Origin of the sequence: Nannocystis punicea (assembly GCF_026965555.1) — a bacterium.
GTDB classification, from domain to species: Bacteria; Myxococcota_A; Polyangia; order Nannocystales; family Nannocystaceae; genus Nannocystis; species Nannocystis punicea.
Map to the genome: position 1 here is coordinate 9,184,775 of NZ_CP114040.1, position 13,281 is coordinate 9,198,055.

The following is a 13,281-nucleotide window of genomic DNA, read 5'->3' on the forward strand; positions in this document are numbered from 1 at the left end:
GCTCGTGACGAGCCCTGCGCCTCCGAGCTCCCGGCGCCTCATCCGAGGCGACGAGCCATGTAACGCGCCGGCGAAGTGCCGAGAGCCTTGCGAAACATGGTGACGAAGCCGCTCGCGCTCTCATAGCCGAGCTCCTCCGAGACGCTCTGCACGGTGGCGCCTCGAGAGAGCTTCTGCAACGCAAGGATGATGTGAAGCTGCTGACGCCAGCGGCCGAAGCTCAGCCCGGTCTCCCGCACGAGGAGGCGATTCAGCGTCCGCTCGCCGACCCCGATCCGCCTGGCCCACACCTTCGTCGTCGCGTCGTCGGCCGGATCGGCCGTCATGGCATCGACGAGGCGTCGGAGGCGCGGATCGCTCGGCATCGGCAGCCGGTGCTTCTCGATCGACACTGCTGCGAGCTCGTCGAGGAGAACGCTCACCAGCCGCGCGTCCGGTCCGTCCAGGTCGTAGAGCGCCGGCCGTGTGGCGAGCCGAAGCAGCAGCTCGCGAAAGAGCGGCGTCACCGACACCGCACAGCTCTCTCGCGGGAGGTTCGGCGCGGCGTCGGGCTCGACGAAGACGCTGTATCCTTCGAGCGGCGCGCGCCCCCGTATCCGGTGACTCACGGCTCCCGGGATCCACAGCGCCGATTGGGGCGGGACGATCCAGAGCGCGCTCGACGCTTCGCACGTGAGCTCCCCCCGCACCAGATAGAAGAGCTGCGACTCGCGATGGGTGTGGAACTCGGTCTCGAGGCCGCCCGTGACCATGCTCAAGCTGATCGCATTGGCCGGGCGCGCGACCGCGGTCTTCCAGCGACCGCGCGCCTCGAGCGTGAAACGACTCGCCACCAGCTCCAGCAGGCGCGTCGAGTCGATCCGCTCGTTGGCGACGGCGACGTCTCCACGAATGGTCACACCGAACGGATGCACGGTGCGCGGCGACGAGGCATTCTTCCGTTTCGCGGCCATGGCTGCTCACAGATCGACGAGGAACCGCCGCAGCAATCGGCGCTCCTGGCCGTCGTCGAAGCGCACCACGAGCATGAGGTTGTCGTCCGAGCGCTGCTCGGACACGACCGTGCCGTCGCCGAACTTCGCGTGGCGCACTCGACGGGCTGGCTCCGGCTCGACGAGCCCGCGCGCGGCCAGCGAGGGGATGACCATCTCGACCGCGACGAGCGCGTGGAGCCATGCATCGTAGTGCTCGTTGCCGAAGTAGCCGTCGGCGCTGAAGCACGCCTCGTGGATCAGCGTCGCTCGCGCTCGCGCTCGCACGAGGACCGACTCGTCGCCGTCGCGCGCGAGCAGCAGCGGCGCCAGCGAGCTCACCGCGTCCCCGCCCGCCAGGTACTCGAGGACGTGCCCCTCCTCCGCGAAGGTCACGAGCTCGCCGAGCCCCGCGAGCGACGGCTCGGCGAGCGCCTCGCGCAGGCGCGCGAGGTCGACGGCGGCGAGGTCGACTGGCGCGTCCGCCTCGCTGGCGGCCACGCACTGGCGCACTCGCACCTCGAGGCCGAGGGCTCGCCCGGCCTCGGCGAGCTCGCGGTCGAGGCCGCGGAGGTCTCGCAGCGCGGGCCCGGCGTTCGACCCCCGCGGCACGATCACCCGCCGCGTGCACGGCAGGAGCAGGACGCCCCCATTCGGCAACAGCTCGCGGCCGGCGAGCTCCCGCGCGAGCGCCTCGCGGAACGGCGCGGCCCGATCGTCCGTCGGCTCGCGCGGCGCCCCCGAGCGCGACAGCGCGTACGTGACGACCACGCGGTGACCGTCGCGGACGACGTCGATCGCGTGCTCGACATCGGCGAAGAACGCCGCCCATCGCAGCGCGCCGGGCGGCGCTTCTCGACTGTCCCCGGGGACAGTCCGCGCCTCACCGCCGCGAACCTCTCGGCTTCCGGCTGTCTCTTCGGGCATGTCCTCGAAGACATGCACGACCTCGCGAATCGGCGCATCGGACGCTGCGCCGCTGCTGTCCCGGAGGATCGCTCGCGTCACGTCGCCCTCGCGGATCGTCAGGTCGCCGCCGGAGTGCGGCAACGGCAGCAGCACGACCAGCGTGCCGAGCATGTCGCCATCGCGCGGCGTGTCGCGGTGCCTCACGAAGTGCCCGCCAGGCGGGTAGATCTGCACGTCGGTCAGCGCCGCGACCAGACGCTCACGCGGCGAGAGCAGCGCCTCGACCTCCGCGAGCACGCCGTGACGCGCCGGATCGAAGCCGCGCAGGCGCACGCGTCCGCGGTCCCTCAGCCGCAGGGCGCGGCGAACTGCGGGATCGAAGTGCGTGCGCTCGTGGTCGCCGAACGGGGCGGGCTCGGCATGCGCCAGCAGTCGCTCGACAGTGCCGTCGGGGTCCGCGAGGTCGACGACGAGCTCGCCGTCGTCGGCCAACACCAGCGCGAGCGGAGCGTCCGGCGCACACACGCCGGAGCACGCGAGCGGCTCGGAGATCGCGTCGAGCGCGGCGGACAGCGGTGAGTCGGCGGTCAGGCGGATCATGACGATGCGGAATCGGTCATGCCTCGCCTGTCGCCGGCTCGTCAACATCCGCGCCTCGGGGCGCCGCGAGTGCCGTGGGATCACCTCGGCGCGTGCAAGGCGGTGTGGCGCGACGAATCGAGCAGCGGGGCGCCGTTACCTTCGGCGGCAAGGACCGAGGCTGAGGGACGCCATCTACACCGCACGGCCTTCCTGCCGCGGCTGCCCGACTTGCTCGACGGCGCCCGGGTCCTCGCCATCACCGGTGGCACCGTGACGGCTGCCAGCGCCGGTCCGACCAGCAAACCTGGCGATGGATCTGCGCGCCGCGACGACCGAGGTTCGCTGGGGCAGAATCGAGCAGAGCGCGGGCCGCTTCGCCCTCTCCGCCACACTCCTCCGCGACCTCGCGGCCGCGACGAACAGGGCTCCCGCTCGCCTCCGCGACGGACCACTGCTAGGGTCTGCTCATGTTCGGCATGAGCCTCACCGAGCGGATCCTGATCGGGATTCTTGTGCTGCAAGTATCCGTCCTGCCGATCACGCTGACGGGGCCGCTCGGGTTGTACCTGCTGCTGGCCGCGGCCGCGTGAACGTGGATTGAGCAGCGCCCCAGCCCGGCGGCGCAGGAGCTGCTCTCGGGGCGTCGGCCGAGCGGGGCATCGGCCACGCGGAACAGCGTGGCACATCTCGAGCATGGCGCGTCCCGGCGGCACCCGGCTCGCTCGACTCATCGCGGCGGTGGAGACTGGACGTCGACTTCTGAAGTGAAGAGACATGTCCAGGAGGCCACATCATGATGGACATTCAATTCTGCGAGACCGGCGAGCGGAGCGACACGTTAGCGGCGGACCAGTGACGATATCCAGCCGCTCACGACGACCACGCGCCACGGGCCGGCGGGCTTCGTCCCGCGCTCGCCGACCGCCCGGCCGCTCGCGGTCCGCGGCGCTGCACTTGGGGTCAGTGGCAGCGCGGGCCGGACCGGCGCATGCCCCGATGGCGATGCTCTGACGGCTCTCTGTGAGCCGCGCCGGTCGTGCCTCGATTCGAGGAGCTCGACGCGGCCGATGACGTCGTGGGGTGCGGTCAATCCCACCGACGAAGGAGCAACCACCATGCGGAGTCCGATCGAGATTGCGAGCATCAGCATCGTCGCCGTCGCGTTGACGGCCTGTGGACCGAAGGGCGCGGAGACCAAGGTACCGGACGGCAGCGGGCCCGGCGGTCAGGCCAGTCAGCCCGACGACGGTGCAGCGATACCCGAGGCGTCGGCGGCGGCCAAGACCGACTTCGCCGCCGCGGTGAAGACCTATCACGCGATCAAGCAGGGCGGCCCGCTGAGCGGCGACGCCTGTGAGCGGGCGGCCGGGGCGTTTCACGAGGTGTACCAGGCCCACGGCGCGCCGATGGCGATCGCCGAGTTCAACGCCGGGGTGGTCCGCGAGCAGTGCGGTCAGACGGACAAGGCCGAGGCCATCTATGAGCAGCTGATCGCGGCGGTGCCGAAGTTCGACCTGGCCTACAACAACCTCGGCGTGATCTACTGGAAGAAGGGTCAGGAGGCGAAGGCGCTCGAGCTGTTCAAGCGAGGCGTGGAGGCCGACAAGCTGACCGCCCAGTCCGCCCGCAACAACGTCGCCGGGCTGCTGCGCAACCAGTATGTCGGCCGCGCCGACGGCGGCGCGTTCACCGAGGCCGAGCGGTCGCTTCAGACCGTGCTCTCGATCGACTCCAACAATCAGACCGCCTACGAGAACCTGGCGCGCATCTACTACGATCGCGGCCGCCGCCGGGACAAGTCGTACCTGGTGCTGGCGAACCTGGTCGTGACGCAGGGGCTCCGCGTGCTCAAGGAGCGGGGCCGCGAGTCGCCCGACCTTTACAACATCCAGGGGCTCCTGCTGCTCGAGCGCGAAGATCAGGTGAACGCGCTCAGGGCGTTCAAGGAGGCGACGCGCATCGAGCCGGGCCACGTCGAGGCGAACCTCAACATCGCCTTCATCTCGATCCGCTTCCGCGACTACGCGACCGCAGAGAAGGTGCTGCAGCTCGCGCTGAAGGACCCGCGCCAGGCCAAGAACGTCGAGGCCCACCTGGCCCTCGGGGTCGCGCAACGCGGGCTCAAGAAGTTCAAGGATGCCGAGTCGTCGTACACCCTTGCGCTCCGGCTCGACGCCACCGACCCGCGCCCGCTGTTCAACCTCGGGGTGCTCTACCAGGACCACATCAGCACGCAGGACAGCGTCGACGAGAAGGCGAACGTGAAGCTCATCACCGTCGCCAAGGGCCACTACGACAAGTTCCTCGCGGTCGCCGGCGCCGACAAGAAGTGGAAGCACGAGGTCCTGCTGGTGAAGGACCGGATCGCCACCATCGACGAGTCGATCCGCTTCGCGGGCGTCGCGGCCGACCTGCGCGCCAAGGCCGCGGAGCTCGCGGCGCAGGCGAAGGCCGCCGAGCTGGCGGAGCAGAAGCGACTGCTCGAGCTCGAGCGCCAGGCCGAGGACGCCGAGGCCAAGGCCGCCGGGACCGGGCAATGAGCGGCGCTCACACATGCAGCGCCGGGCCCGAGGTCGAGCGAGGGACAACGCCGATTTGAAATCACACTACAGTGCGCCGCGACCGGAGGCGTGACAGCACCGGAGCGGCGACCCCGACGCAGCCACGCCGGCCGCACTGCGGCGCGAAGCTGACGGCCTGGCCGATCATCTCGCCGCGGGCCGAGGCCGTACGGCGCCGCGGGCTACTGCGCGATCGAGCCGTTCAACGGGGAGCCGTACGCGCACCACTGGTTCGCGGAGGAGCCAGCCATTCCGCGCAGGTAAGGACTTTCGCTCCCCTGCCGGGAAAGACGGTGCCGACGAGGAGCTCGTGCACCGCCGGGTCCTGGTCGGCGCACCCGTCGCGGAGCACGGTCAGCCCGTAGCCACGGTCCGACGCGTCGTACAAGGTAGCCGCGACCATGGCGCTCGTCGCGACTCCGGTGAGCACGAGCGAGTCCACGCCGCGGGCGCGGAGCACCAGATCGAGGTCCGTCCCCGCGAACGCGCTCGTGCGCCGCTTGAGCACGACGACGTCGTCCGGGGTGACCTCCAGCGCGACCTCCGTGCCCGGCGAACCCTCGTGGAAGAAGTCACCGGCCCGGTAGAAGCCCGCGAAGACCTCGCCCGCCACGTCGGCGCCGTTGGCCCGAAATGCGGTACGCACGAACACGACCAGCACCCCGGCCGCGCGGGCTCGCGGCAGCAGCTCGGTCACCGGCGGCACCACGGCCCTGGTGAACGGGTAGTTGTCGAGAATCCCGGTCTGGAGGTCACCGACGATCAGGGCGCTCGTCATGGCGCGAGCTTCTCCATCCGGCGGCCCACCGTCAACAACACACCGGGGCCCCCGCAGCGAACAGACCGCCGAATGCAGCGGCTCCGGCTGCGAGGTCGCGCCAGGCGGGGCGCGTGGCGACCGCCTCGCAATGTCCAGACCCATCGCCGCACCGGCGAGTCGGCCCGGCTCTCGCGCCGCGCAATCATCGTGCGAGGCCCAGCACGACGTCCCATGTGCGCCGAGCGACAGGTCTTGACTAAGAGGGCCGTATGCCGGCGAGCGCGAGGCGCAGCAACCGGCTCGCGGCGGTCGGATCGTTCTCGGTGGCGACGGCGACCGCGTTCGCCAGGATCATCAGGTCCTTCGTCGTGGCGCCCGCTTGAAGCGCGCCGACGGACGACGCCCGTGCCACCAGGACGTCGAGCACGCCGAGCAGCATGTCGGTGCAGCAGACCTCTTCTGGCGAGAGGCCGTCCGGGCCGGCCAGCAGCGCAGTGGCGAGTCCCCGGTGGGTCGCGGCGTACACCGTCACCTCCTCGAGCCAGGCGGCCAACTCGGCGCCGGGGTCCTCGCCCCGCTGCGCCGCTGCCCGCTCGCACAGCTGCGCGACGCCGGCCCGGAAGACCGCCTCCAACAGTGTTTGCCGCGACGGGAAGTGCCGGTGCAGGGTCGCCGAGCCGACCCCTGCCCGCTGCGCAACCTCCTCGAGCGACGCCTGCGCGCCATCCCTGGCGACCAGCTCCGCGGCGGCCGCGACGATCCGCTCCCGGTTGCGCAGCCCGTCCGCTCGCAGCTTTTTCACGCGCTCCATGGGCGATCTTCCCCTCGAAAAAGTCCTCGACAAACGGGGTGGGCCCCCATATTTTGCCTCCGAGGCATAAACGGTGGGTAACCCCACTTGTGAAAAGGAGCATAGCATGAGCAGCAGCAAGCCCGTTCTCGTCACTGCAGCCACGGGGCGCCAGGGCGGCGCCACCGCCCGCGCGCTCCTGCCCGAAGGCGGTACTTCGGTTCGTGTGATGGTGCGCAACCCCGATGCGCCGGGCGCCAGAGCGCTCGCGGCTGCCGGCGCCGAGGTGGTCCGCGGCGACCTCGACGACCCGGCGTCGTTGCGCGCCGCCTGCGCCGGGACACGGGCGGTGTTCTCGATGCAGTCGCCGATCGTCTCCGCGACCGGCGTCGACTACAGCAAGGAGCGCCAGCAGGGGAGGAACCTCGTCGAGGCCGCGCTCGCCGAGGGCGTGGAGACGTTCGTGCATACCGCGACGTCGGGCGTCGGCGACCACCGCAACGTCGAGGGGTGGGCCGAGGGTCGCTGGAAGGAGCGCGAGGACTACTGGGAGAACAAGCTCGCGACCTGCGAGCTCGTGCGCAACGCGGGCTTCGAGCACTGGACCATCATCCTGCCCTCCACCTTCATGGACCACGTCATGCTCGACCCCGCCGGGTTCGCCGACGGGCGCCGGCTGGTCACCGTGTTCAGGCCCGACCTGCCCCTGGGGCTGATCGCCCCGGAGGACATCGGCAAGGCGGCCGCGGCGGCAATCCTCGACCCGGCCACGTTCGACGGTGTCACGCTGCAACTCGCCGGCGACCTGCTCACGCTGCCACAGATCGTCGAGATCCTCTCGCGCCTCGACGGCAAGGAGTACGTGGTGCAGTCGGGCACGGTCGAGGAGGCCGTCGCAGCGGGCCTGCATCCCGGCGTGGCGGGCGGACTGACGTACATGAACGTCGCCCCGGTGCTGGCACGGCCCGAGATCGCCCGCTCCTTCGGCCTCTCCCCCATGAGCTTCGAGACGTGGGCCCGCCGGCAGCGCGGAATGGCCTGACCGCTCGCGACAATCATGACCATGTGTGGCCATTGCGGGCTACGTTGCAGATGAAGAATCACGCCTGCGATGTGCTCGGCGGCGTCATGACAATCACACCATCCACGTGAAGGCGGACGGCCATCGGCTCGAGCTCCCGCGCTTCGTCGCGCGGCTCCGTCGCCTAAAGACGCGGGAGCTCGATGTGAAAGGTCGTCCCCTCGCCCACGGCCGAGTGTACGGCCACGTGGCCTCCGTGGGCGTCGACGATCTCGCGGACGATGAACAGGCCGAGGCCGATGCTGCGCTCGCGATCGTGGCGCTGCTCGCCGCGGCGGAACGGTTGGAACAGCGACGGGATCGACTCCGGCGAGATGGGCGGACCCTCGTTGTGCACGAGCACCTGCGCCCGCGCCCCGTGGCCGACGCTGCGGACGGTGACCGGCGCGCCGGAGAGCCCGTAGCTGAGCGCGTTGTGGACCAGGTTGCCGACCGCCTGGGCGAGCCGATCGGGGTCCCAACGGCCTTCGCCGTCGCCCTCCGGCTGGTGGACGATGACGCGGTCCGGATGGTTGAGCGCCATCTCGTCGACGACCTGCCGGCACACCTCGTGGATCTCGACCCGCTGGGGATCGATCGGGAGCCGTCCGCTCGCGCGCACCTGCGTGAAGTCGAGCAGATCGCGGATCAGCCGGGTCGCACGCTCACCGCTGCGGACGATCACCTGCACGATGTCGGCGAGCGGCGAGTCGGGCGGCAGGCTCTCGGCCATCACCGAGGCGCCGGTCAGCATCGCCGACAGCGGGTTGCGCAGGTCGTGGCTGACGATCCCGATCAGCTGCTGCTCGAACTCCGCCTGCCGCCGCTGCTCGGTGACGTCGCGCGCCGTCGCGACCAGCCGCTCCGGCTTGCCGCCGGCGTCGAGCACCGGGGAGACGATGACGTCCCACCACATCGGCGCGCCGTCGAGTGTCGGGCCGAGCCCGACGACCCGACCGACCTTGCCGGCTCGCGCCGTGGCGAGCGCCTCGGCGACCTCCTGGCGGTGAGCGCTGCTCCACAGGTCGACCCACGGGCGGCCGCGGAGCTGACCGGGCCCGGCCGCGCCGAGCAGGCGCAGTCCGCCGGGGCTGATCGTCAGGATGCGCCCCTCGAGGTCGAGCACGACGATGCCGTCGTGGCTCGACTCGAGGATCCGCCGGCTGAACTCCTCGCTCGCGCGCAGGGCCTCCTGCGCCGCGCGGGTCGCCAGCTCCGAGGCGCGCAGGCGCAGCGCGTGGCGGACGCTCTGCCCGAGCCGCTGAGGCGTCAACGCGCCCTTGGCGATGTAGTCGACCGCCCCGTTCTTCATCAGCTCGACCGCCAGCGCGGTGTCCTCGTGCCCGGTGAGCACGATCGCCGGCACGAACACGTCGAGCTCCCGCAGCCCGCGGAGCACGACCAGCCCGTCGTGACGCGGGAATTGATAGTCGAGCAGCACAACCTCGACCGGCGACCGGCGCACGCGCTCGAGCGCGGCGATCGGGTCGGCCTCCTCGATCAGCGTGACCTCGAGGCCCGACCTGGCCAGGGACCGACGCACCAGCAGCCGGTCGAGCTCGTCGTCGTCGATCACCAGCACGCGCACCGGCTCGCCGGGGCTCGGGCTCGAAGTGTGCTCCAGCTCGGGGTGAGGCGTGGTCACGGCATCTCGACCAGGGTCCAGTACTTGTTGAGCGTCGCCGTCACGTCGATGAAGTTGCCGAACGTGACCGGCTTGAGCAGGTAGCCGGCGACGTTGAGCTTGAACGCGTCGATCTTGTCGCGCTCCTCGTTCGAGGTCGTCAGCACGACGACCGACGTGGCCTGCAGCGCCGGGTCGGCGCGGACGGCCCGCAGGAATTCGATGCCGTTCATCTTCGGCATGTTGATGTCGAGCAGCACCAGCCGGCGCGGTCCCAGCGAGCCGTCGCGCAGCTTGTCGAGCGCCTCGAGCCCGTTGTTGGCGACGTGGATCGGGTTGGTCAGCCGGTTGCGCTGGAAGGCGCGCTTGACGGTCAGGACGTCGACCTCGTCGTCATCGACCAGCAGGATGTGCAGCTCGCGGTTGTCCATCAAGGCTCGTTTCGTGGTGGTCGACGGAGGGATGGAGAGTCAGCTTTGGCGCGACCGGCGAAGAAAGCAAGCCGCGCCGGGCCCGCTGTCAGCCGGAGCGCCTCGGCCAGCGCACGAAGAATGTCGCGCCTGCGCCGGGTTGCGACTCGAGGGCGACGCTGCCTCCGCGGCTCTCGACGATCTTCTTGACGACCGACAGCCCGATCCCGGTGCCCTCAATTTTGTCGCGCGACTCGAGCGTCGTGAACAGGCCCCAGATCCGTTCGTGGAATTCCGGCGCGATCCCCGGGCCGTCGTCGCGGACCGAGAACTCGTAGAGCTGACCCGCGTCGCGGCACGAGACGGTGATCTGGACATCGTCGCGGCGCGCGTGCTTGAGGGCGTTGCCGATCAGGTTCTGGAACACCTGCTGGAACGGGACGCGCTCGACGGTCAGCGTCGGCATGTCCGGGCCGATCGTGATCCGGGCGGAGGGCGGCGGCGACAGCAGCTCGACCACTTCGGCCAGCAACTGGCCGGTGTCGACGGGGGTCGCGTCGACGCGGACACGGCCGGCGCGGGAGTAATGGAGGATCCCGTCGATCAGCGTCTCGAGGCGGAGCACGCGCCTGCGCAGCAGGTGCATGTACGTCTGCGACTCCTCGTCGAGCTTGTCGACGAGCGCCTCCTCGATCCACTGCGACAGGCTGGCGATCCCCCGCAGCGGTGCCTTGAGGTCGTGCGAGGCGACGTAGGCGAACTGGTCGAGCTCCTTGTTCGAACTCGCCAGCTCCTCGGAGAGCCGCTCCACGCGTTGACGCGCGAGCACCTGCTCGGTGACCTCGAAGGCGACGACCATGGCGCCGGTGACCGCGTCGCTCGGGTCGCGGATCGGCTGCGCGACGTAATTGAAGTAGGCGTCCCTGATGCCGCCGTGGCGCATGATCGGGATGTCGAGCTCGAACACGTGGACGGGTCGGCCGGTCGCCAGCACGGTGTCGAGAGACGAGATCACCGCGTGCTCGCCGATCTCCGGGAACGCCTCGCGCACGGTCTTGCCGACCAGCTCCGGGCGCCCGAGCATCTCGCAGTACGGCGGGTTGGCGACCTCGTAGCGGTGCTCCGGACCGACGAACACGGCGATCGGCACCGGCGCCTGCATGAACAGGTCGTACAGCTTCTCGCGCTCGCGCTCCGCGGCGGCGCGCAGGCGGGCGATCTGCAGGTGAGTGGCGACGCGGGCGACCAGCTCGCGCGCGGAGAACGGCTTGACGAGGTAGTCGTCGGCGCCGGCCTCGAGGCCCTCGACGCGCGACTCCTCGCCTGCGCGCGCCGACAGCATCAACACCGGGATCCGCCGCGTGCGCGGGTCCTCGCGCAGCGCGCGGAGCAGGCCGAAGCCGTCGAGGTTCGGCATCATGACGTCGGTCAAGACGAGGTCGGGCGGGCGCTCCAGCGCCGCCGCGAGCGCGACTGCGCCGTCGGGGACGGCGTCGACGACCCACCGCTGCTGCAGCACGCGGCCGACGTAGTCACGCATGTCGGCGTTGTCGTCGGCGAGCAGGATCCGCGCCGGCGGTCCGGCGTCGAGCGCCGGGTCGGACGCCGGCACCAGCGCCTCCGCGGCGAGGCCGTCGTCGCCTTGCTGCGGACCGGCGAGCCAGCGCAGCGCCTCTTGCACGTACGGCCCCGCGCCGGTCGCCGACGACAGCTGGGTGCGGCGAGCGTTGAGCCGCTCGGCGGGCAGGTGCGCGTGGCCGCGAGGGATCGCGACCGTGAACGCCGTGCCGACGCCGACCTCGCTGGTGACGTGGATCGTCCCGCCGTGCAGGCGCACGAGCTCGTGGACCAGCGCGAGCCCGATCCCCGAGCCCTCGTGAGTCCGCGAGCGCGCGCCCTGGACCCGATGAAAGCGCCGGAACAGGTGCGGCAGCTCGTGCTCCGGGATACCGGTGCCGGTGTCCCGGACGGTCAGCTCGACCTGGTCGTCGTGCACGCGCAGCGCGACCGCGATCGTGCCCTCGAACGTGAACTTGAGCGCGTTCGACAGCAGGTTGAGCACGATCTTCTCCCACATGTCGTGGTCGACGTGGACCGGCTCGGAGAGCGGCGGGCAATCGACGGCGAAGACGAGCCCGGCGCGCTCGATGGCCGAGCGGAACGCGCTCGCCAGGTCGGTGGTCAGCGCCGACAGGTCGGTCGGCTCGTACGACGCCTGGATCCGGCCGGCCTCGATGCGCGAGAAGTCGAGCAGCACGTTGACGAGCTTGAGCAGGCGGACCGCGTTGCGGTACGCGGTGTCGAGGTCGGCGCCCGCGAGCCGGCGCTTCGCCGACGAGAGCGCGTCCTCGAGCGGGCCGAGCATCAGCGTCAGCGGGGTGCGGAACTCGTGGCTGACGTTGCTGAAGAAGATCGTCTTGGCGCGATCGAGCTCGGCGAGCGCCTCGGCCCGCCGTCGCTCCTCCTCGTACGCCTGCGCGTTGGCGATGCTGGCCGCGAGCTGCCCGGCGGCCAGCTGCAAGAACCCGCGGTAGTTGTCGTCGAGCTTGCGGAACGGGCTCAGCCCGACGATAAGGACCCCGGCGCGACCCGTCTCGCCCGACGGGGCGATCGGCAGCGCGACCGCGTGCGTCGGCGGCCGCGGCCAGGCGCCGGTCGGGATGTCCCCAAGGACAGGCGGTAGCTCGACCACGCGCTCGTGCCCGTGGAGCGCCTCGGCGAACGGCCACACGGAGTCTTCGAGCGTCGACGCGACCTCCGGCGCGCCGGCGTGGCCGCGCGGGAGCCCGGCTGCCCCCGCGAGCTGCACGCGGCGCCGCTCGGCGTCGGCGACGTAGATCAGCGCGAACGGCAGGTCCTTCGGGTTGGTCTGCAGCGACGCCGCGGCGCGGGCGCATACCTCCTCCCACGTGCGCGCGTCGGCCGTGCGGGCCGCCAGCTCGCGCAGCAGCGCGAGCTGGCGCTCACCGATGATCCGCTGCGTGTCGTCCGAGTTGGCGCAGATGATCCCGCCGGTCCCGCCCTGGTCGTTCGGCACCGGGCTGTATGAAAACGTGTAGTACGTCTCCTCCTGGTAGCCGTAGCGCTCCATGATCAGCAGCAGCGCCTCGTCGTACGTGCCCTCGTTGAGGCGCATCGCCGACGCTGCGCGCGGCCCGACCTGATCCCAGATCTCGCGCCATACGATGGAGGCGGGCTGTCCGAGCGCCTCCGGGTGCTTGCCGCCGACGATCGACTTGTAGGCGTCGTTGTACAGGTTGATCAGCTCGTCGCCCCACCAGACGAACATCGGCTGGAGCGAGGTCAGAATGATCCGCACGCAGGTCTTGAGGCTCTGCGGCCAGGACTCGACCGGGCCGAGCGGCGTCGTCGCCCAGTCGATCTCCCGCATGCGTGCGCCCATCTCGCCGCCACCGGCGAGCACGTGCGACCCGCCCGCGCGGCCGACGGAGGCATCCGAGTCGAGCACCATGGAGCTCCATTACCCCACCGAAGTCGGACTGAGAAGGACCCGCTCCCATCAATGCGCGAAGCCGAGGTACGCCCCCGAAATCAAGCTCCTTGCGGAGACTCACCGGCCAATGTTCACTTCGACCGCGCGATCGAATCGCGGG

At 70.7% G+C, this 13,281-nt stretch carries 10 protein-coding genes; 3 read left to right on the forward strand and 7 right to left on the reverse strand.

Annotated features, from left to right (window positions below; translation table 11 throughout):
* Window positions 1-38 precede the first annotated feature (38 nt).
* Both O0S08_RS35095 and O0S08_RS35100 read right to left on the reverse strand, forming a co-directional pair.
* A complete protein-coding gene (locus O0S08_RS35095) occupies window positions 39-953 on the reverse strand; it encodes an AraC family transcriptional regulator (protein WP_269033804.1) in 915 nt (304 codons plus the stop codon).
* Between the two features lie 6 nt (window positions 954-959).
* Window positions 960-2,480, reverse strand: coding sequence for a 2OG-Fe(II) oxygenase (locus tag O0S08_RS35100; protein ID WP_269033805.1), 1,521 nt, complete (start codon window positions 2,478-2,480; stop codon window positions 960-962).
* 449 nt (window positions 2,481-2,929) lie between these two features.
* On the opposite strand from O0S08_RS35100, the gene O0S08_RS35105 reads away from it, so the two are divergent.
* Together O0S08_RS35105 and O0S08_RS35110 are read left to right on the forward strand one after the other, a co-directional pair.
* Window positions 2,930-3,052, forward strand: a complete 123-nt coding sequence (locus tag O0S08_RS35105; protein WP_269033806.1) for a hypothetical protein — start codon at window positions 2,930-2,932, stop codon at window positions 3,050-3,052.
* Between the two features lie 525 nt (window positions 3,053-3,577).
* Window positions 3,578-5,002, forward strand: coding sequence for a tetratricopeptide repeat protein (locus tag O0S08_RS35110; RefSeq protein ID WP_269033807.1), 1,425 nt, complete (start codon window positions 3,578-3,580; stop codon window positions 5,000-5,002).
* 223 nt (window positions 5,003-5,225) lie between these two features.
* Here O0S08_RS35110 and O0S08_RS35115 read toward each other — a convergent pair whose 3' ends face one another.
* Both O0S08_RS35115 and O0S08_RS35120 read right to left on the reverse strand, forming a co-directional pair.
* Window positions 5,226-5,801 (reverse strand): cysteine hydrolase family protein, encoded by a 576-nt coding sequence (locus O0S08_RS35115; RefSeq protein WP_269033808.1) that lies wholly within the window; start codon window positions 5,799-5,801, stop codon window positions 5,226-5,228.
* 238 nt (window positions 5,802-6,039) lie between these two features.
* Complete coding sequence (locus O0S08_RS35120; protein ID WP_269033809.1) at window positions 6,040-6,594, reverse strand: TetR/AcrR family transcriptional regulator; 555 nt, start codon at window positions 6,592-6,594, stop codon at window positions 6,040-6,042.
* A 106-nt stretch (window positions 6,595-6,700) separates the two neighbouring features.
* On the opposite strand from O0S08_RS35120, the gene O0S08_RS35125 reads away from it, so the two are divergent.
* Window positions 6,701-7,615 carry an NmrA family NAD(P)-binding protein gene (locus O0S08_RS35125; protein ID WP_269033810.1) on the forward strand — a complete coding sequence of 305 codons (915 nt, stop codon included), beginning with the start codon at window positions 6,701-6,703 and terminating at the stop codon, window positions 7,613-7,615.
* Window positions 7,616-7,778: 163 nt separating this feature from the next.
* Here O0S08_RS35125 and O0S08_RS35130 read toward each other — a convergent pair whose 3' ends face one another.
* The 3 genes from O0S08_RS35130 to O0S08_RS35140 form a co-directional block, all read right to left on the reverse strand.
* Window positions 7,779-9,278, reverse strand: coding sequence for a sensor histidine kinase (locus O0S08_RS35130; RefSeq protein WP_269033811.1), 1,500 nt, complete (start codon window positions 9,276-9,278; stop codon window positions 7,779-7,781).
* Window positions 9,275-9,688 carry a response regulator gene (locus O0S08_RS35135; RefSeq protein ID WP_269041889.1) on the reverse strand — a complete coding sequence of 138 codons (414 nt, stop codon included), beginning with the start codon at window positions 9,686-9,688 and terminating at the stop codon, window positions 9,275-9,277. The genes O0S08_RS35130 and O0S08_RS35135 overlap by 4 nt, the downstream gene beginning before the upstream one ends.
* An 88-nt stretch (window positions 9,689-9,776) precedes the next feature.
* Complete coding sequence (locus O0S08_RS35140; protein ID WP_269033812.1) at window positions 9,777-13,139, reverse strand: ATP-binding protein; 3,363 nt, start codon at window positions 13,137-13,139, stop codon at window positions 9,777-9,779.
* Window positions 13,140-13,281 lie beyond the last annotated feature (142 nt).